We start from the raw sequence: 19,049 nt of genomic DNA on the forward strand, positions 1-19,049 counted from the left end.
CTGACCTTAGGCAGCATCATGTTTTTGAACAAGTACAGAACCTACTGAGTAGCCTGCACCAAATGAGCAAAGCACACCGTATTCGCCATGGTTTACTTCATTTGCTGTACGGTGCAAAGCAATAATGACACCTGCTGATGAAGTATTGGCAAATTCATCAAGAATGATTGGCACAAGGTCTGGCTGAGCATGTTCTTTACCCACAACCAGTTTCAGAATCAATTCATTCATGCTGGCATTCGCTTGGTGTAACCAGAAGCGTTTTACATCTGTTGCCGCAATTTTATTGTCATCCAATTGCTTAGTGATCATTTTCGCCACTAATGGACACACTTCTTTAAATACTTTACGACCGTCTTGACGGAAACGGTTGTTGTCGATGTCAGCATCGACTTCACTCATATTTAAGTAACCGAAGTTGTTACGAATGTTGTTTGAGAACTGAGTAAACAGGTCAATATCCAACACTTCAAAACCAGCTTTGGTTTCAGTTTCTTCAATGATCGAAGCCGTTGCAACGTCACCAAAGATGAAGTGACAGTCACGCATACGGAAATCTGTGTGACCAGATGTGATCTCAACGTTTACCAATAACACGCGACGAGCGCCTGATTTGATCGCGTCATAGGCTTGCTTGATACCAAAAGTTGCAGCTGAACATGCAACGTTCATGTCATAGGCATAGCCCTGAATACCCAACGCAGTTTGAATTTCAATTGAAACGGCTGGATATGCACGTTGAATATTTGAACAAGACAAAATCACTACATCGATGTCTTCTGCAGTCACACCCGCATTTTCCATCGCTTGCTTTGCAGCAGCTACACCCCATTCCGCTTGTAGCGAAATTTCATCATTTGGACGTTCATGTAGCACTGGGCGTAAACGTTTTGGATCTAAAATACCGCTTTTTTCAGCAACATAACGTGCTTTTACGCCAGATGCTTTTTCGATAAATTCTGCACTTGAACCACGGCGCGCTTCTAGCTCACCGGCTTCAATTTTTTCAGCATTATCACTGTTGTACTGTTCCACATAAGCATTTAAAGCTTCAACTAACTCTTCGTTAGTAATTACGTCTTCTGGATGATAAAGACCTGTACCCGTAATGCGGATGCCCATGTAAAACTCCTTTTAGAAAATACCTATATCTTAACTGATTCCGAGCTTATCCCATACTTTTTGCAAGCGGGATGGAGAAATTGGCATCTTGGTCTTCATTGGTTGAGAGAAAATAGAGATGCGTAACTCCTCAACCATGAAATACAATTCTTTAAGGCGAGTGTCATTTTTAAACTTAAATAATTTTTCCATCCATGGGTCAACTTGATCAATGGCAGAATTGTCCCTTTGTAGGTTATTTGGCAAGCGGTCTAAACGCAAGACTAATGCCTTCAAATATCTTGGAAATTCGAGCCACACATCGGAAGTTTTGCCATAAACGAAATCTGAAAGTTGCATCAAATCGAGTTGATCTTCAATGTCATCAATGTTCTTTCCAAACACAGAATCATCTAAAACCAACAATTTCCGACGTATATCCTGCCATTGAATATAGGTTTCAGTTAAAACGGCTAATGCTTGTTGCCCATGGGTTAAGAAAGATTTCTTTACATTTAAAATCAGGTTTTGGTACTCCTGCACATTGACAGGTAGCTCATTTATTGCAAGCTGAAGTGTGGCATAAACTAACATTTGCTCTAGTTTGGCTTTGTCACCTAGCGGTGAATAAGCCAATGCCAAGGGTTTAGAAATCTGTTTTTTCAACTGACGAACTAAGTCACCCAACTGCATATGAACCAAACGAATGATCCCTTCGCGGTGTTGTTTGACTGCTTCAAATTGGTCATTGAAAGTCTGAATCACCACACCAGATTCGTCTTTAGCATCCAACTCTGCAAAGCCTTTGACTGGAACAAGCGCTTGGTATTGTTTCACCACCACACCCGTGACTTTTTGTGATGCTTCGAACACAAAATTATCAGGGAAGGTTTTAAACTCACCTTTTAACTGTTTGACTGGGCTATGAGTTTCCGTACGACAGCGTGCTTTGAGTTCATCTAGATCACGACCTTGCTCAATCACACGGCCTTTTTCATCAATGACTTTGATTAAAGGCAGCAGATATTGCTCAACACGTTCCCAAGAAAAGTCCTTATCTGTGATTTGCTCACCACGCAGTTGGAACGCCAAGAAACTAAAAATATGCTCGCGCAAATGCACGGCATCGACACGATCCATTAATTTACGAGCCGTATCTGGTATTGGCACCAAGTGACGGCGTTTATCCTTAGGCAGTGCTTTAAGCAAGGCTTCAATCAGGTCTTGTCGCCAACCGGGTATGCCCCATGACCAAATATTTTCATCCACTTGCGGCAAAGCTTGAACTGGAATTTTGACCGTTGCACCATCTTCATCATGACTTGGGTCAAAACGATAACTTGCAGCCAAACGCAGTTCACCATTTCGTAGGTAGTCTGGAAATTGCTGGGTCGTTGGACGGTCATTCATCCAAAGCGCATCATCATCGATAAATAAATGCCGTGGATTTTTCGGTTCTACAGTTGCACGCCAGTCTTCAAAACTACGACGACTTGCCACCTCTTCAGGCACTTTTGCAGCATAAAATTGGTAGATGGTTTCTTCATCCACCACCAAATCACGACGACGCAGTTTATCTTCAACACGCTCAACTTCTTCGAGTTTTAATAAATTGTGTTTTAAGAACGGCGGCGTAATACCCAAATGTCCCGTCGTCAACGCATCGCGTAGGAAAATTTCATGCGCCGCCGGATGATCCACTTTTTCATAATTAATCTGACGACGTGGCTCAATAATCAAACCAAATAAAGAAATTTGATCATAAGCATTCACCACACCAGCTTTTTTCGACCAATGCGGCTCAAAATAATGATGCTTCAATAAATCGCCTGCAGCCAATAAAATCCATTCAGGTTCAATTTTCGCCAATGTACGAAGATATACCTGAGAGGTTTCCACCATCTCAAAAGCCATGACCCAAGGTGTATTTGTTTTATGCAAAGTTGATGCAGGGAAAATACGTGCCTTTTGCTGACGCACTGCCATGAACACATTACGTTCATCGGTTTTGTTGGCAATAAATGAAAGTAAACCCGTTAATAACGCACGGTGCAGATTTTCATAATTGGCCTTCTTTTCATTAAAGGACAGTTTTAAGCCCTGAGCCAAATCCACCAATTGCTCATGGGTTTTTTTCCACTCACGGAGGCGTAACCAACTGAGGAAATGGTTGCGTGCAAAGGTTCGACGCTTATTTTCACTCATGTCACGATTTGCGACTAGAGCTTCCCATAATTTAATATAGAACAAGAAATCCGAGTCAGCTTCACGGAACAAAGCATGTTTCTGATCGGCCTGCATTTGTTTATCCGCAGGACGTTCACGTGGATCTTGTACCGCTAAAGCAGCGACAATAATCAAGACTTCATTTAATACGCCAAAATGCGCTCCACCCAAAATCATCCGTGCAAGACGTGGGTCGATCGGCATTTTCGCCATTTGCTGACCAATTTTGGTTAAAGCACCATTTTTATTATTCGCATGTTTTGTGCCTTGTTTTGCTTGGTTTTCCGAAGCAACTTGCGGTGCATACGCCGATTTTTCTTTTAAAGCACCTAATTCAATTAACAGCTTACGACCATCATTCACCAAACGATGATCTGGCGGCTCAATAAAATCGAAATCTTCTAATTCACCAAAGCCCAAACTTTGCATTTGCAAAATAACCGAGGCCAAGTTGGTTCGTTTAATCTCCGGTTCGGTAAATTCAGGACGACTCATAAAGTCTTCTTCTGAATACAGTCGAATACACACACCTGGTGCAATACGACCACAACGACCTTTACGCTGATTTGCTGCCGCCTGTGATACAGCCTCAATTGGTAGACGCTGTACACGTGAGCGATAGTTATAACGGGATATCCGTGCAAAGCCACTATCAATTACATAGCGAATATTTGGCACAGTTAAAGCCGTTTCTGCCACGTTGGTGGCAATAATAATCCGTCGCCCACCGCCTGATGATGGATTAAAGATCTTTTGCTGTTCTGACAAAGCTAATCGAGCATAGAGAGGCAAAACTTCGGTATGTCGTGGCCCAAACTTTTGCAGTGTTTCCTGTAACTCACGAATTTCCTGTTCGGTGCTGGCAAAAATCAAAATGTCCGCATGTTCAGGATGACCTTTTTCCTGTGCATCTTGAAAACATTCTTCTACTGCCGAAACAACGGCACGCGGTAGATTTTCTTCAAAATCGTCAAATTCATCGTCATCACTGCCAACAATACTCAGCTCTGAAATCGGACGATAACGGAGTTCTACCGGAAAGCTTCGACCTTCGACTTCAAAAATAGGTGCCCCATTAAAGTAATTCGAGAATCGATTTACGTCTAAAGTTGCTGAAGTAATAATGACTTTGAGATCTTTACGACGAGGCAAGAGCTGTTTGAGATAGCCCATGATGAAGTCGATATTCAGCGAACGTTCATGCGCTTCATCGATAATAATCGTGTCATATTTATTTAAGAATCGGTCATTAGCCAGTTCAGCCAATAAAATACCATCGGTCATTAACCGAACGATGGAATCTTGTGAACCTTGTTCATTGAAACGAACTTTAAAGGAGATCGACTCCCCCAGCTTTTCGCCCACTTCTTCTGCAATACGTTGCGAAACACTACGCGCTGCTAGTCGACGGGGTTGAGTATGACCAATCAAACCCGTTAAACCACGACCTGCAAGCATGGCAATTTGCGGTAACTGCGTGGTTTTACCCGAACCGGTTTCACCTGCCACAATAATCACTTGATGCTTTTGAATCGCTTCAATTAGTTTGTCCGCATACTGCGTAACAGGTAAGTCTTGATTTAATTTAATATTGGGAATGCGGGCAATCCGTTCGCGCACTTTCGCATTCGACTTTTCAAACAAATCTTGAAATTTTTCAGGATTGGCTTCTTTGCCTTTTTTCAGCCGACTTAAGCGATGGCGATCACGAACCATGACCAATTGATCGACATTTAACTGACTTGGCACAGATGCATTATCCTAATAATTAAAAATAGAACCGAATATTTTACGCTGTATGTAAAAATAGTGAAAGATGAATCTATTTTTTGCGTGCCTGAAACCAATAGGTAAAGCCGAACAGAATAAAATGATAAAAAACTAAAATTGCGGCCAATAACCAATAATTGCCACATGCTTCAATACTGCCATGTAATAGCTGATAAAATGGCACTGTATAAGACACACTCAACGGCACAATTAAAAACATCAATAAAATGAAAGAGATGATCAAAAAATGATGAACAGATTTTGCTAAGCACAAAAAGAATTGAGAATAAAAAGCAAATCAACGCAATAAAAATAAATAAAAGAGGTTCATCCGATGAAGAACCATTCATTTCAGCATAATAATTAATTTGATTCGGGCTAGCACCTTGAAATGAAAGCACATTCTTGATTCATCCAGTACAGAAAAATAAACCCACATGCTAACAAGAATAGGCAACTCAAGCCAATCCATTTAGATGCATTATCCATTAGTTTCAGTGCGATAGAAAATATAAACGAAACTAAAAACAATAAATATGCTCTGCCCGATCCCCCATGCGAACAACCAACCATTATGACAATAAACAATACTGTCATAGATAATTTTTGAAATTGAAGCAGTTTCTATCATTAAAATGATGATGAGTTGAAAAATCGCATATAGCCATAATATAACCACATACCAAGCACGTCTAAATGATAGCAACAGTGGGAAAAAAAAGAAGATTCCAACGATTCCCACGGTACTCAATAGCGTAGGATCATCTGATGAAGTTCCAAATAGTTCATTAAAGTAGGTCGCTTTTTGAGGTTGCAAGTATTCATAGATACATAAATTTGTACCTGTGTCTTCAACTTTAAGAATACATAGTGATGCAAATGCAAGACTAAGAATGGCAATGATACGAAAAAATTGACTAAGCACCTGATCAAATCTGGAATCATTTTATGTTCATGCCATCTTATATGAACAAATTCTATAATTTGAAATATTTTTTATAACTTTTTTAGAGATCACCCTTGAAATCTTATGCCACAAGCATCATGTTGGTTACAGACATTAAAAAGATGATTTTGTCATTTTACTTTCAACTTTATATGGCATTGATATGGCTTATATCGAATGAAATAATGATAAATAATCGTTATTGTTGAAATAGTTCTGGAGTGTACTAATTCGGATTTTCCGATATTAGTTATGTAAAAATACTATTTCAGCAATAAGCAAAATTTCTGTACCCTATTGGAAATCAAAAACAAACCTCAATCATGGAGACAATGATGAGCTTAATTAATACTGAAGTTAAACCGTTTAAAGCACAAGCATTCCAAAATGGTCAATTCATCGAAGTAACTGAAGCTGATCTTAAAGGTAAATGGTCTGTTGTATTCTTCTACCCAGCTGACTTCACTTTCGTTTGCCCAACTGAACTTGGTGACCTTGCTGACAACTATGCAGAATTCCAAAAACTAGGTGTTGAAATCTACTCAGTTTCTACTGACACTCATTTCACTCACAAAGCTTGGCACGATTCTTCAGAAGAAATCAAAAAAATCCAATACGTAATGGTTGGTGATGCGAACTGGACTCTTGCTAAAAACTTTGATGTATTAATCGAAGCTGACGGTCTTGCTGATCGTGGTACTTTCGTTATCGATCCAGAAGGTAAAATCCAAATCGTTGAAATCAACGCTGGTGGTATCGGTCGTGATGCTCAAGAACTTCTTCGTAAAGTTAAAGCAGCTCAATACGTACACGCTCACCCAGGCGAAGTTTGCCCAGCTAAATGGAAAGAAGGCGATGCAACTCTTGCTCCTTCAATCGACCTAGTTGGTAAAATCTAATCTGTATTAGATTGAACTGATTCAAAAACCACGCTTTTAGCGTGGTTTTTTTGTGCCTATTATTGGAGAGTATGTACCTCTATATACCCTACGCAGTTCACACTTTATTCATACAACTTTAACGTACTAGCACTATCCACATATCTGTAGATATTCATCAAGTTAGAACTTACACAAATATAATAAAAATGCGCCGCAAACTTGATTGTCTAGGCTTACATCTTTGCCGGTATTTCAGTATTTTTAACATGAATTTTAGGTCAATTGCTTATTTCAGGAAGATGTAAGCCCATGAAAAAATATTTCGTCTCGATCAGTTTAATTTTATGTTCGTTTACAACTTTTGCTGCCGTGAACTGCGAAGGTGAAATTAAAAACCAAAGTATTCGTGAAGATATTAAAGTCAAAAAAAATTGTCAGCTTGAAGGTTTAATTGTTCATGGCAATGTTATTTTAGAAAATGGTGCAAGTGTTGAACTGCATGACAACCACATCAAAGGCAATATTGAATCGAATAAAAATTTTACCAAGATCATTGCCAATCATAACAATATCAGTGGCAATGTCGATTTTACAACTGGGAAAAACATCCAACTCCTCAATAACCAAATTTCAGGCGACCTCAAATTAAAGAAAAATAATGGCAATATTGTTCTAAATAATAATGAAATCGCAGGCAATTTGATTTGTCTTGAAAATGCTTTTTCAATTAATGGCAGCAACAACCAAGTCAAAGGCAATAAATCAGAACAATGCCGTAGTTTTTAACTCTCCTTACACTAATATGGGAGAATTACACTTATGGCATTTATTTGAACTGGCATTTTTTTATCAAATTAGTTGATAAAGAAATGAAAAAAATGTGAGATAAAACATTATTTTTTAACAATTCTGCAATACTCCACGCCCTAAATTTGTCTTAATTTCAAATGAGATAAACCTTTAACTGCAGTATGACTATAACAACGCAATAAGGGGGTGGCTTATGACAACAACTGTTGTAACTTCTTGGAAATACAGTTCTTCTTCACGTTACTTAAAAATATTTTATGCGAATGGTTCTGGGGATCTCTTTTATCCAGTTTCACCTTTTATTTATGATAATTTACTTCGATGTAGTGATAAAACGGCATTTGTCCACAAATATTTAGAATATGATCTACATTTTTCACGAGTAAGCTTACAGGGTTAAACCGCTACAAGCTCAGCGCTATAGCAACAGTATTTTTACTAATTAAAAAAAAATTCGATCAAATCAGGGCTGAATGCCTTGATTTTTAGTTGCGCCAAATCACCATAAAGAGCCCTGCGCCCACATTTAATGTCGTACTGATAAAACGATCATCCGCTTCAACACGTTGGATAAATTCAGCGACCTCATCGGCATGTGACAGCACATTGTCCACGATTAACACGCCATTTTGAACTTGTATTAATTCAGCTAAATATGACCAATACGCCACATACGCATCACGTTCTGCATCTAATAAAATGAAGTCATAACGACGATTTGAATGCTGTAAAAAATGCAGTGCATCGCCATGATGAAATTCGATGTATTCGGATAAAGCTAAATTTTCCGCATGCTGTTTAGCTTGTTCGATACGCGCTGCATCAATTTCAATGGTTTCGACCCGCCCTTGTGTAGACTGCGCAGCATCTGCTAACCACAGCGTGGAATAGCCTGTAGATGTTCCAATTTCCAAGATCTGTTTGGCTTGTTTTAAGCGAATTTGCATAGCTAAAAACAGTGCAGACTCAGGCTCAATATTTCGGTAACGCGCAAGTCGGTGATTTTGCGCAGCATCGTGAGCACTAAAGTCTGCATAGAGTTGTTGCATATAGTTTTTAAAATTTGCATCCATGCTCATGATTCTGTCCTTTTGTTATTTCTTTCATATTTAAAGATTAAAGTACTAAATGTCTGCTCAGTGGGTTTCTTGAATTAATTTAAAACGTGGAATTACTTCACCATCAATTTCAACGGTTTCCATAAACATCTCTAAGGGTCTGACCCACATGGAATAGTCGTCATACAAGCACTGATAGACTACAACTTTTTCACGCGTTTCACTATGTGTTGCAACATGAAAAACTTGATACAACTGACCTTTATAATGCTGATAAATCCCTTGCTTAACCTGCATGCCATTTCCCTAAAATGTTCTCAATACAATAGCGTTGACTCTAGCATTCTCTCGCTTAAAGCGCGATGAATTCGTTTATTTTTCCACTATTTAACTTGCATTTCTCGATAATGGCCCAATATTGACTGCATTCACATCGGTATATTCTTATGATTTAGAAAGAAATTTAATCACTTGATTTGTAAAACCGATTAATTTTATAAAAACAAACCGTTTCACCTATTTAATGGTTTGTTCTATCATTCTCTCATCAAATAAATTTACTCCTCTGGAGACGTTAGCAATGTTAGATCAAAATACTTCTGCTCAATTAAAAACCTTACTTGAACGCCTTGAAGGCCCGATTGAAATCGTCGCGACTTTAAACGGCACGGACAAATCAGACAAAATTAAAGAATTGGTAACTGAAGTTGCTGCCTTATCTGATTTAGTGACTGCACGTTTTGATGGTAACAACAGCCGTGCGCCAAGCTTTGGTATTGCAAAAGCAGGTGAAACACCACGTGTATTCTTCGCAGGTCTACCGATGGGCCACGAGTTCACGTCTTTGATTCTAGCTTTGCTACAAACTTCAGGTTATGCACCGAAAGTTTCTGACGAAGTACTGAATACCATTAAAGGTCTAGGTCTTAAAACTGACTTTGATGTGTTTGTATCACTCAGCTGCCATAACTGTCCTGACGTGGTTCAAGCCTTGAACCTGATTGCGATCTATAACCCAGGCACAACTGCAACCATGATTGATGGTGCATTCTTCCAAGACGAAGTGGAAGAACGCAAAATCATGGCTGTACCAATGGTATTCCAAGACGGCAATCACATCGGTCAAGGTCGTATGACTTTGGAAGAAATCATTGCCAAATTAGACACCAACTCTGCTGCAAAAGATGCTGAAAAGTTAAATGCCAAAGAAGCCTTTGATGTCCTTGTGATTGGTGGTGGCCCTGCAGGTAATACCTCTGCAATCTATGCAGCACGTAAAGGCATTAAAACCGGTATCGTGGCCGAGCGCATGGGCGGTCAGGTCATGGATACCATGGACATTGAGAACTTCACGTCGATTCAAAAGACTCAAGGTCCTAAGTTTGCTGCTGAAATGGAAGCACATGTACGTGAGTACGGTGTGGACATCATGAACTTGCAACGTGTATCTGACATCAAAGGTGCTGACCAAACAGCCAATGGCTTGGTTGAAGTGACTTTAGAGAATGGTGCAAAACTTGAATCTAAAACAGTGATTCTTTCAACTGGTGCACGTTGGAGAGAAATGAACGTTCCGGGTGAACAAGAATACCGTACACGTGGTGTTGCATACTGCCCACACTGTGACGGTCCATTGTTTAAAGGTAAACGTGTTGCGGTGATTGGTGGTGGTAACTCAGGTGTCGAAGCGGCGATTGACCTAGCTGGTATTGTGGAACATGTAACGCTAGTTGAGTTTGATACTAAACTTCGTGCTGACCAAGTCCTTCAAGACAAGTTAAACAGCTTACCGAATACCACTGTAATCATGAATGCATTGTCTACAGAAGTGGTCGGTGATGGTTCACAAGTGACTGCATTGAACTACAAAGACCGTGCAACTGATGAAATCAAAACGATTGAATTGGCTGGTATCTTTGTACAAATCGGTTTGTTACCAAACACTGATTTCTTAAAAGAAACAGCAGTTGAACTTTCAAACCGTGGTGAGATCGTAATTAACGAACGTAACGAAACCAATGTGAAAGGTGTATTTGCCGCAGGTGACTGTACAACAGTACCGTACAAACAAATCATCATCGCAACAGGTGAAGGCGCGAAAGCATCATTGTCTGCTTTTGATTACATCATCCGTTCGGGTCAATAATTCAGTTTAAACAGAACAGCAAAAGCCAGTTTTCGAACTGGCTTTTTTTATGACTGAAAATTCATCTCTTGTTTCATTTATAAATTATTAATAAAACAAATATTTAACTCTCTGACGCTTTTCACTTACACAATAATGAGCAAAACAAACCGTTTAAAACTTGTACAGCAGCTTATTTGCACATTAAGATAAAACAATCATCACGGATTGATGGTTGACAATAACAACAAGAATGTTGGTCAAATTGGACTAAATGGAGAATAGCAATGCACTATCAATATCACTGTGCTTGTTGCAATAAAGTATTGGCTTCAAGCGATAAAGAATGTTCCGAATGTGGCTCGCATAATATCCGTAGCCCATATGGCTTTTGGATATTTTGCATACTCAGTTGTTTGGCTGTGGCCATTCTATTTAAGAGTATCCAAGTGTATTTGCAACAGCACGATACTGAAGCGACAACCCAACTCAACATCTTTGAAGTACTCAAGCAAGATGGTAAAAATTAAGTTTTTTTACAACAGCCAAATACAGCCGTATGAACAGGCTGGCAATGTGTGAAATTTAGCCAAGCTAAATCCAAGCACTATTATCCAGTTGCTTTAAAGTCATTCAAAGCGAGAAATTAAAATGATGAAAGCCTGAATGATTTCAGGCTTTTTATGCCCTTGCGCTGCCCTGCTCACTTATCTTCAAGAGGAAAATTCTTTAAACTATGACAATAGCAATGAGGTTCTAGACGATGGTGCAGTTAATCAAAAAAGGCGGTTTACGTGAACGCGCCAATCGTAGCCGATCATACAAAGGCTCTGAAAATACCGAAACCACCCTCAAACCGAACCGTTATCGTGATCATGCTGAAACTACCAATGTTGCACAAGATCCATCAAATACAGCACCATCTAAAGACCAAGATCAAACCAATCCAGAACAATAAAATTGGCACATAAAAAAAGCCAAGTCTTAATACTTGGCTTTCGCTTTGCTAACAGCAATATATTTACTGCTTTTATAGATTGAACATTCTAATTGCGTCGAACCACAACCAAATCGCAAAAATTAAAAATAACGCCCCTGAAACCACATCAATATAACTACCTGACCGTTGGTAGAGTGCTTTAATTTTAGGCAAAGACATAATCATCATAAACAGACTAAATACAATAAAGGTCTGAATCGGAATGATGACAGCTAGCTGTGCTTTTAGGTTACTACTGGCTGATGAACTCAACGCCAGTGAGAACACACTACTAAAATAAATCAATGTTTTCGGATTGGCTAAATTCGTAAATAAACCTAATAAGAAATAATTTTCAGTATTCTGCTGACTTAAGGCCTGCCCATCTTCTAAATTGGCTGTTTGATTTAAACTTTTAAGCCCACCACTAAACATCGCCCAACCCATTTTCGCCAAGAAAAATCCACCAACAGCCATTAAAACTTGTTGTATCCATGGAAATTGCTCAACCAGAACCGTAAAGCCCAATAAGGTTAAAACGACCCACACCACAATCCCGACAGCGATCCCCGCAATAATTTTTAAGGTATTTGCACGCGTTGTTGATGCTGCACTTTTAGCAATTAATAATACATCTGGACCGGGACTCAACTGCGCAACAAAATGAAGCGCACAGATGGTGAATAACAGTGACATGCAAGCTGATTCATTTGAATTAAAACGTGAAGATTATATCGCTTGTTCAATTTTTTTGTTGGCAACACAAGGTTTATTTTTAGGCCGTATCAAAATTTACGCAAAAAAAAGCCGAATACACATTCGGCCTTTCATACTGAGTTAATTATTTTTTATTGACATCTTTCAGTTCAATTTGTTTCGCATCTGGCGTCACTTCACGAGCTTCACCATCAATAACGGATGAATCACGACCTGATTGCTGATTTTGCATATCTTGCATTTGACGCATCATATCTGCAAATGGGTTCTGACCTTGAGCACCGCCCATGCCTCCCATATCGCCCATCATGCCACCCATCATTTTTTCCATCATGGCTTGCTGACGCTTCATCATTGTTTTCATCATGACTGCTTTCATGGCATTTTGTACAGGTGGAATCAAAATAAGTAATGCCATAATATCTGAGATTAGACCCGGCAACAGCAACAAGAAACCAGCCAAAATTTTAGGTAAGTTTCCAGTTAAAGCTGGATCATTACTCATTTGACCTGCTTGCATTTGCTGCATTTGAGGCATCAGACCTGATGAATATTTACGGATAATATTCATCCCTATAAAGAAGGCCGCCACGAACCAGAAAAAGACATACCACATGCTGCCGACGAGGTCGCCCACACCGATCCAGACAAACACTTCCAGGATCAAGCCTGCTAAAATCAGAAGAAATAATTTCATGAAAATTAAACAAATCTCAGTAAATTAATTTAAGGTGTTGCGTTCAACTGCTCAATCACTATCAAGCTTTTTTGACACGCTTATGTAACAATATGGGCATTATTTTATTTTTAAAGGGCAAATAGGGCAAACATGTCATTAATTATCGGTATTGACCCTGGGTCTCGCTTAACTGGTTACGGCATCATCGAAAAGGATGGTTCTAAACTACGTTTTGTCGATGCTGGCACCATTCGTACCGAAACAACAGAAATGCCTGAACGCTTAAAACGTATCTTTGCTGGTATTGATCGTATCGTAAAGTTTCACGGGCCTACTGAAGCTGCGGTTGAACAAGTATTTATGGCTCAAAACCCTGACTCGGCCTTAAAATTAGGTCAAGCACGCGGTGCTGCCATTGCCGCTTTAACCAATTTAGATTTACAAGTCGCTGAATATACTGCGCGGCAAATCAAACAATCTGTAGTCGGCTATGGTGCTGCAGATAAAGAACAAGTCCAAATGATGGTTATGCGCATTCTGAACCTAAGCATCAAACCCCAGCAGGATGCAGCCGATGCTTTGGCTGCCGCAATTTGTCATGCGCATGCGTCTGGTAGTATGAGTAAAATGGCTGTACTGAATGCCTTAGGTGGTATGGCTCGTGGCCGAAGCCGTGTAAGCACTCGACGTCGATAAATAAATCGTCAATTCATATAGCTCAGCAATTCATTCTGTTTTCAAAAGCCCACTCAATCTAGTGATCAAATTTAGCGAATCATTTTAAAACCGCTATAGTCTAATTCATGCATTGGAATTTCTTGCTGATCGATTTTAGTCACGTCTGCTCGTAAAGGCCCCACCAGACTGTGTTTCAGTATTTTATGAATGGCATCTTCAGTTCCTATAATCAGCGCTTCAACTTCGCCCGTCGCTAGATTTTTCACATAGCCATTTAAACCGAGTGCAAGCGCTTGCTGCTCAAACCAACGACGGTAGCCAACACCCTGCACTTTACCTTGAATTCGCAATTTAACCGCATGCATTTTAGTCTTCAACTCCTGAATGATTGACCACATGATAAACCGCTTGGGCCATATCCTGCGCTTGCAAACCACGCATCCCCGGCTTCGCCAATACATCACCTGCTAAAGCATGCAGGCTTACGATTTCATGCAGATGTATTTGCTGATGGAATTGTGCTTTTAAACTGGCAATCATCCCTGCAAGCACATCTCCCATACCGCCTGTACCCATTCCTGCATTACCTGCGGTGCAAATCCAAAGTTGATCTTCGAGTATCAAGCTGCCTGCGCCTTTAAGCACCCATTGACCTTGAAATTTTTCTTTTAAATGTTGAATTGCTTGTACACGATCTGCTTCAACTTCAGCAGTAGTAATACCCAGTAATTTCGCAGCTTCACCCGGATGTGGCGTTGCATAGGTTCGTGCATTCAAATTTTTAGGTGCTTCAGCTAGAAACCATAAGGCATCTGCATCCAAAACAATTTCCAAGGTTGACTGCTGAATCAATGGAAACCATGACTGAAACTGCTGTTGTGCCCAATCGTCACGACCAAGCCCCATGCCAAAGCTAATCGCATCGACTTGATCGATCAGTTGCTGAATTGCTTCTGTAGTTAATGCATTGATATCGCGTAGCATAATATTTGGTGCGCGCGCCAAAATAGCGGTGTGATGTCGTGCATCACAAACAACCGTAACCTTACCTGCACCTGCATGGAATGCAGCCTCAGCAGCCATAATCACCGCCCCACCCATTTCAGCATGGCCACCAACAACCAAAACATGGCCATAACTGCCTTTATGACCAAAAGCTTGACGTGCAGGTAAAGTGATTTTCTGTGGCGACAAATACGCAAGTGGTTCAAGCTCAGCATCAGTCGGTATGCATGCTATCACCGAAACTTCACCTGCATATTCCTTCGCTTGACCTGTAAATAGCCCTGCTTTTAGACCCAATGCCGTAAAGGTATAATCGGCTTGAAATGCGATGGGTAAAGGCTGCCCTGTATTAGCATGTAAACCGCTTGGAATATCAATCGTAACTTTGAGTCCCGTGCATGCATTTAATCGTTGAATAATGGCTTGCCATTCGCTAGAAAGTTCACGATTGAGCCCTATACCAAATAATGCGTCGATATAAACGTCATAGTCATGCTGAAAATCAAAATGTGTATAGATCTTGAGCTTGTGATCTATCGCTTCTTGTACAGCAGAATGTAAATCTTTCGATGCTCCAATTTCAGCGGCGTAAATATCGACTTGAAAGCCTGCTTGCTGTAGGTATTGCGCTGTAAGATAGCCATCTCCTGCGTTATTGCCCTGTCCACAACATACAGCGATATTTTTTAAATTTTGCTGCTTTAACCTTGGAATGAGTTGCTGAGCAATCGACCATGCGACCTGCTGCATCAGACCATAACTGCTATTGTGCTGAGCAAACCAACGCTGCTCCCAAGCTTGAATACTTTGGCTAAGATAAACAGGGCTATGGTAAACTTGCAGACGCATTGTTTTTCCTTGTTATGATTATGGCCGCTTCAACTCCTGCACAAAAAATTCCTGTCGATCAATATGATCCAGAAACCCTAAAAGCATGGATTAAAGCACAAGCCTTAAATTTAGGTTTTTCTGATTGTGTCATCGCAAAGCCAGATGCTCAAGAGGAACTCCCTCGTTTTAAAGAATATTTAGAACGTGGTTATCATGGCGATATGAAATTCCTAGAGGAAAACCTTGAAAAACGTGCCAATCCTGCACTTTTAGTCCCCGGCACCCGCAGTATCATTTGTGTCCGCATGGATTATTTGGTCGAAACCCCAAAACCACGTTATGTTCCTGATGAGCCAAATACAGCCATCATTGCACGCTATGCACGAGGTCGTGACTACCACAAAGTCATGCGTGGTCGTTTAAAAACCTTGTCGAATATCATCCGTGAAAAAATCGGAGATTTTGAATCTAGACCCTTTGCCGACTCTGCACCAGTGTTTGAAAAATCCTTAGCTGAAAATGCAGGCATGGGCTGGACAGGCAAACACACCTTACTGATCCATAAAAAATCAGGCTCATTTTTTGTATTAGGTGAGCTGTTTACATCACTCGATTTGCCTTTTGATTCTCCGGCAACCAAACATTGTGGTTCATGCACAGCATGTATTGATATCTGTCCAACTCAGGCCATCGTTGAGCCCTATATGTTAGATGCACGTAAATGCATTGCCTACTTAACCATCGAATATAAAGGCATCATTCCTGAAGAATTACGCCGTGGCATTGGCAACCGTGTGTTTGGCTGTGATGACTGTCAACTTATCTGTCCATGGAATAGCTTTGCGCATAAAACTCAAATTGAGGACTTTTATCCACGTCATGGCCTCGACCAAGTGAGTTTATTAGATCTTTGGCAATGGGATGAAGCCACTTTTTTAAGCTGTACTGAAGGCAGTCCTATCCGACGAACAGGCTATCAAAGCTTTATGCGAAATATCGCCATTGGCTTAGGCAATGCACCATACAGTTCAAATATTGTGCAATCATTAAAAAATTCTCGCGAAAAACATGACGCGATTGTGCAAGTTCATATTGATTGGGCAATTGCAGAACAAAACTCAAAAATGCTTTAAGGACTTTTATTCTCTATTTTCCAGATCCTTACAAAGTTTTCATTTAAGCTAAAACTTAGTGACGTAATCCAAGAAAATTAATTTTTTAGCTCAAAATAAACATTGCAGCGATTGTGCTGTCATTTAGCATAACTTTGCAAGCATCTTAAATATCAAAAGTTCTTTGAAAAAGTCATTTCAATGTATTTTAGCTAAATTTCAATGTTACAAAATAGTCTTGGAAGTCTGCAAATTTTACGTATGATGATCTGCATTAGGCAGAAAATATGGATTATTTATGAGCTACCGAAATGACTGGACACATCCAGAAATACAAGAGTTGTATCAACAACCATTGATGGATTTATTATTCCAAGCACAGACCATTCACCGTGAATATTTCCAAGCCAATCATATTCAAGTCAGCACATTACTTTCGATTAAAACTGGTAAGTGCCCTGAAGACTGTAAATATTGCTCACAGTCCACACATTATGACTCTGGATTAGAGGCTGAAAAACGTCTGGCTGTGGAAAAAGTCATTAATGAAGCGAAAGCTGCGCTTGCCTCAGGTTCTTCGCGTTTTTGTATGGGCGCTGCATGGCGCAATCCACATGAACGGGACATGCCCTATGTGTTAGAAATGGTGCGTGAAGTCAAAGCGCTTGGACTTGAAACCTGTATGACCCTTGGCATGCTGAATCAGTCTCAAGCAGAGCGCTTACATGAGGCGGGCTTAGATTATTACAACCATAACCTCGATACTTCTCGTGAGTATTATCCCAATGTCATTAGCACGCGTAGCTATGATGACCGTTTAACGACGCTAGACTATGTTCGCCAATCTGGAATGAAAATCTGTAGCGGCGGAATTGTGGGCTTAGGTGAAAGCCGTGATGACCGTATCGCCTTTTTGATGGAGTTGGCAACGCTGCCGATTCATCCTGAATCCGTGCCGATCAATCTCCTTGTCCCTATTCAAGGTACCCCACTTGCAGAGGTTGAGAAACTTGATGTGATCGAATGGATTCGCACCATTGCAGTCGCACGGATCATTATGCCAAAAAGCTATATTCGACTCTCTGCAGGTCGTGAATCCCTGAGTGATTCAGAACAAGCTTTGGCATTTATGGCAGGTGCAAATTCACTCTTTTCTGGTGAAAAACTACTGACCACGCCAAATGCAGGCGAAGGCAAAGATCAGCTTTTATTTAGCAAACTCGGTTTAGTGGCTGAACAGCCCAAACCAAATGCTGCACAGCTTTCAACTGATGCCATGCAAATGGCTTAAAATAAGCCCCGAAGTTCGGGGCTTAGTTCAATTGAATGATCAGTGATAGGTATCAAAGTGCAATGCAAGAGATGGTGCGAACAAATGAAATGGTTGAATCACGATGAGTAGGGAAAATATATCGTTTACTTAACAAAGTTATGTGCTGTTATTAAAATTCCATAGCCTGCATTTAAATAATCCCCTTCACGAATAATGTCTTGACCATTAGCATGTTGAACCACCAATTGCTGCTGAATCACATCATAATGAAAAGATTCAAAGCAATCCTGATGTTGTAATAACCATGCAATGGTATCTGCCATATTGGCATCAACGGTATAACGCTCGGCTTGAAAATCTTTACTCATATCTGCATAAAAACTGTGAATGTATTTCTATTTTAATGATTTCAATATTGACCGGCATTAAAAAAGTGAGCTTTCGCTCACTTTTTTTTCGGCTTAGACTCTGCATTACTTTGTCACACCGCACTTACGACATTCCTTGTGCGAACCGATTTCTTCCATTTGCTCGTATTCGTAAATATGCATGCAAAATAGTTTTCTGAATAATTGAAGCATGTTGTTAAAACTCCCGTTTATTTATTAATGTGCTTCTAAATATTTCATCCTGAAATATTATGATCATGCCTAAACACGCCATAGCTAATTTATTATCATATTTTTCCAATGAGTCAAATATCTTTACTTTAAAATGACACAATTTCGGATAATCGGTTATTTTTAAGCCTTCCTTATATTCACCTGAGTTATAAGGATTTTTATTAATATCAACATCACAGATATAGATTAATTTTCAGCAAATTTCGCACAAAAAAACTCCCCCTTAGGAGAGTTT

Annotated in this window: 19 protein-coding genes; 9 read left to right on the forward strand and 10 right to left on the reverse strand. The window is 39.9% G+C overall.

Annotated features, from left to right (window positions below; all coding sequences use genetic code 11):
* Nucleotides 1–6: 6 nt before the first annotated feature.
* From G0029_RS10180 to G0029_RS10190, 3 genes are all read right to left on the reverse strand, one after another.
* Nucleotides 7–1,122, reverse strand: coding sequence for a beta-ketoacyl-ACP synthase III (locus G0029_RS10180; RefSeq protein ID WP_180026928.1), 1,116 nt, complete (start codon nt 1,120–1,122; stop codon nt 7–9).
* Between the two features lie 30 nt (nt 1,123–1,152).
* Complete coding sequence (hrpA, locus tag G0029_RS10185; RefSeq protein ID WP_218948029.1) at nt 1,153–5,043, reverse strand: ATP-dependent RNA helicase HrpA; 3,891 nt, start codon at nt 5,041–5,043, stop codon at nt 1,153–1,155.
* Between the two features lie 535 nt (nt 5,044–5,578).
* Nucleotides 5,579–6,022, reverse strand: coding sequence for a hypothetical protein (locus G0029_RS10190; protein ID WP_180106696.1), 444 nt, complete (start codon nt 6,020–6,022; stop codon nt 5,579–5,581).
* A 356-nt stretch (nt 6,023–6,378) separates the two neighbouring features.
* Here G0029_RS10190 and ahpC point away from each other — a divergent pair, with 356 nt between their 5' ends.
* The 3 genes from ahpC (at nt 6,379) to G0029_RS10205 (ending at nt 8,134) form a co-directional block, all read left to right on the forward strand.
* Nucleotides 6,379–6,942, forward strand: a complete 564-nt coding sequence (gene ahpC / locus G0029_RS10195; protein WP_078193727.1) for an alkyl hydroperoxide reductase subunit C — start codon at nt 6,379–6,381, stop codon at nt 6,940–6,942.
* A gap of 291 nt (nt 6,943–7,233) precedes the next feature.
* The gene (locus G0029_RS10200; RefSeq protein ID WP_180034674.1) at nt 7,234–7,710 is read left to right on the forward strand and encodes a hypothetical protein; all 477 of its coding nucleotides are present in this window, start codon (nt 7,234–7,236) and stop codon (nt 7,708–7,710) included.
* A gap of 217 nt (nt 7,711–7,927) precedes the next feature.
* Complete coding sequence (locus G0029_RS10205; protein ID WP_078189026.1) at nt 7,928–8,134, forward strand: KTSC domain-containing protein; 207 nt, start codon at nt 7,928–7,930, stop codon at nt 8,132–8,134.
* Between the two features lie 85 nt (nt 8,135–8,219).
* On the opposite strand, the gene G0029_RS10210 is transcribed toward G0029_RS10205, so the two are convergent.
* Together G0029_RS10210 and G0029_RS10215 are read right to left on the reverse strand one after the other, a co-directional pair.
* A complete protein-coding gene (locus tag G0029_RS10210) occupies nt 8,220–8,813 on the reverse strand; it encodes an O-methyltransferase (protein WP_180109739.1) in 594 nt (197 codons plus the stop codon).
* Nucleotides 8,814–8,870: 57 nt separating this feature from the next.
* Nucleotides 8,871–9,089 (reverse strand): DUF1653 domain-containing protein, encoded by a 219-nt coding sequence (locus G0029_RS10215; RefSeq protein WP_078189028.1) that lies wholly within the window; start codon nt 9,087–9,089, stop codon nt 8,871–8,873.
* 283 nt (nt 9,090–9,372) lie between these two features.
* Here G0029_RS10215 and ahpF point away from each other — a divergent pair, with 283 nt between their 5' ends.
* From ahpF to G0029_RS10230, 3 genes are all read left to right on the forward strand, one after another.
* Complete coding sequence (ahpF, locus tag G0029_RS10220) at nt 9,373–10,938, forward strand: alkyl hydroperoxide reductase subunit F (protein WP_078189029.1); 1,566 nt, start codon at nt 9,373–9,375, stop codon at nt 10,936–10,938.
* 266 nt (nt 10,939–11,204) lie between these two features.
* Nucleotides 11,205–11,447: a hypothetical protein gene (locus tag G0029_RS10225; protein ID WP_180094142.1), complete on the forward strand. Its 243-nt coding sequence runs from the start codon at nt 11,205–11,207 to the stop codon at nt 11,445–11,447.
* Between the two features lie 233 nt (nt 11,448–11,680).
* Nucleotides 11,681–11,875: a hypothetical protein gene (locus G0029_RS10230; protein WP_180106699.1), complete on the forward strand. Its 195-nt coding sequence runs from the start codon at nt 11,681–11,683 to the stop codon at nt 11,873–11,875.
* Between the two features lie 72 nt (nt 11,876–11,947).
* Here the strand turns inward: G0029_RS10230 and G0029_RS10235 are convergent, their stop codons facing one another.
* On the reverse strand, nt 11,948–12,592 hold the full coding sequence (locus G0029_RS10235; protein ID WP_180106701.1) for a LysE family transporter: 645 nt from the start codon (nt 12,590–12,592) through the stop codon (nt 11,948–11,950).
* A 145-nt stretch (nt 12,593–12,737) separates the two neighbouring features.
* Nucleotides 12,738–13,310 (reverse strand): FxsA family protein, encoded by a 573-nt coding sequence (locus G0029_RS10240; protein WP_078192890.1) that lies wholly within the window; start codon nt 13,308–13,310, stop codon nt 12,738–12,740.
* A gap of 132 nt (nt 13,311–13,442) precedes the next feature.
* Between G0029_RS10240 and ruvC the strand changes: the two genes are divergently transcribed.
* Nucleotides 13,443–13,988 (forward strand): crossover junction endodeoxyribonuclease RuvC, encoded by a 546-nt coding sequence (ruvC, locus tag G0029_RS10245; RefSeq protein ID WP_078189034.1) that lies wholly within the window; start codon nt 13,443–13,445, stop codon nt 13,986–13,988.
* A gap of 71 nt (nt 13,989–14,059) precedes the next feature.
* Here ruvC and G0029_RS10250 read toward each other — a convergent pair whose 3' ends face one another.
* Both G0029_RS10250 and G0029_RS10255 read right to left on the reverse strand, forming a co-directional pair.
* Nucleotides 14,060–14,335: an acylphosphatase gene (locus tag G0029_RS10250; RefSeq protein WP_168379658.1), complete on the reverse strand. Its 276-nt coding sequence runs from the start codon at nt 14,333–14,335 to the stop codon at nt 14,060–14,062.
* A 1-nt stretch (nt 14,336) separates the two neighbouring features.
* Nucleotides 14,337–15,824, reverse strand: coding sequence for an NAD(P)H-hydrate dehydratase (locus G0029_RS10255; protein ID WP_180106703.1), 1,488 nt, complete (start codon nt 15,822–15,824; stop codon nt 14,337–14,339).
* Between the two features lie 20 nt (nt 15,825–15,844).
* On the opposite strand from G0029_RS10255, the gene queG reads away from it, so the two are divergent.
* Nucleotides 15,845–16,939, forward strand: coding sequence for a tRNA epoxyqueuosine(34) reductase QueG (gene queG / locus G0029_RS10260; protein ID WP_180106705.1), 1,095 nt, complete (start codon nt 15,845–15,847; stop codon nt 16,937–16,939).
* Between the two features lie 277 nt (nt 16,940–17,216).
* Nucleotides 17,217–18,209: a biotin synthase BioB gene (gene bioB, locus G0029_RS10265; RefSeq protein ID WP_180106707.1), complete on the forward strand. Its 993-nt coding sequence runs from the start codon at nt 17,217–17,219 to the stop codon at nt 18,207–18,209.
* Between the two features lie 125 nt (nt 18,210–18,334).
* Here bioB and G0029_RS10270 read toward each other — a convergent pair whose 3' ends face one another.
* Nucleotides 18,335–18,559: a hypothetical protein gene (locus tag G0029_RS10270; protein WP_180007368.1), complete on the reverse strand. Its 225-nt coding sequence runs from the start codon at nt 18,557–18,559 to the stop codon at nt 18,335–18,337.
* Between the last annotated feature and the right edge of the window lie 490 nt (nt 18,560–19,049).

Origin of the sequence: Acinetobacter sp. YH12138, assembly GCF_015218525.1 — a bacterium.
In the GTDB taxonomy this organism is placed as follows: Bacteria; Pseudomonadota; Gammaproteobacteria; order Pseudomonadales; family Moraxellaceae; genus Acinetobacter; species Acinetobacter amyesii.

Bases quoted from the DNA above. Each gene is read 5' to 3' on its own strand.
- G0029_RS10200 (WP_180034674.1), top strand. From the start codon at position 7,234: ATGAAAAAATATTTCGTCTCGATCAGTTTAATTTTATGTTCGTTTACA.
- queG (WP_180106705.1), top strand. From the start codon at position 15,845: ATGGCCGCTTCAACTCCTGCACAAAAAATTCCTGTCGATCAATATGAT.
- ahpC (WP_078193727.1), top strand. From the start codon at position 6,379: ATGAGCTTAATTAATACTGAAGTTAAACCGTTTAAAGCACAAGCATTC.
- G0029_RS10230 (WP_180106699.1), top strand. From the start codon at position 11,681: ATGGTGCAGTTAATCAAAAAAGGCGGTTTACGTGAACGCGCCAATCGT.
- G0029_RS10235 (WP_180106701.1), bottom strand. From the start codon at position 12,592: ATGTCACTGTTATTCACCATCTGTGCGCTTCATTTTGTTGCGCAGTTG.
- G0029_RS10225 (WP_180094142.1), top strand. From the start codon at position 11,205: ATGCACTATCAATATCACTGTGCTTGTTGCAATAAAGTATTGGCTTCA.
- G0029_RS10205 (WP_078189026.1), top strand. From the start codon at position 7,928: ATGACAACAACTGTTGTAACTTCTTGGAAATACAGTTCTTCTTCACGT.
- ruvC (WP_078189034.1), top strand. From the start codon at position 13,443: ATGTCATTAATTATCGGTATTGACCCTGGGTCTCGCTTAACTGGTTAC.
- hrpA (WP_218948029.1), bottom strand. From the start codon at position 5,043: ATGGTTCGTGATCGCCATCGCTTAAGTCGGCTGAAAAAAGGCAAAGAA.
- G0029_RS10255 (WP_180106703.1), bottom strand. From the start codon at position 15,824: ATGCGTCTGCAAGTTTACCATAGCCCTGTTTATCTTAGCCAAAGTATT.
- G0029_RS10180 (WP_180026928.1), bottom strand. From the start codon at position 1,122: ATGGGCATCCGCATTACGGGTACAGGTCTTTATCATCCAGAAGACGTA.
- G0029_RS10210 (WP_180109739.1), bottom strand. From the start codon at position 8,813: ATGAGCATGGATGCAAATTTTAAAAACTATATGCAACAACTCTATGCA.
- G0029_RS10250 (WP_168379658.1), bottom strand. From the start codon at position 14,335: ATGCATGCGGTTAAATTGCGAATTCAAGGTAAAGTGCAGGGTGTTGGC.
- G0029_RS10240 (WP_078192890.1), bottom strand. From the start codon at position 13,310: ATGAAATTATTTCTTCTGATTTTAGCAGGCTTGATCCTGGAAGTGTTT.
- ahpF (WP_078189029.1), top strand. From the start codon at position 9,373: ATGTTAGATCAAAATACTTCTGCTCAATTAAAAACCTTACTTGAACGC.
- G0029_RS10270 (WP_180007368.1), bottom strand. From the start codon at position 18,559: ATGAGTAAAGATTTTCAAGCCGAGCGTTATACCGTTGATGCCAATATG.
- bioB (WP_180106707.1), top strand. From the start codon at position 17,217: ATGAGCTACCGAAATGACTGGACACATCCAGAAATACAAGAGTTGTAT.
- G0029_RS10215 (WP_078189028.1), bottom strand. From the start codon at position 9,089: ATGCAGGTTAAGCAAGGGATTTATCAGCATTATAAAGGTCAGTTGTAT.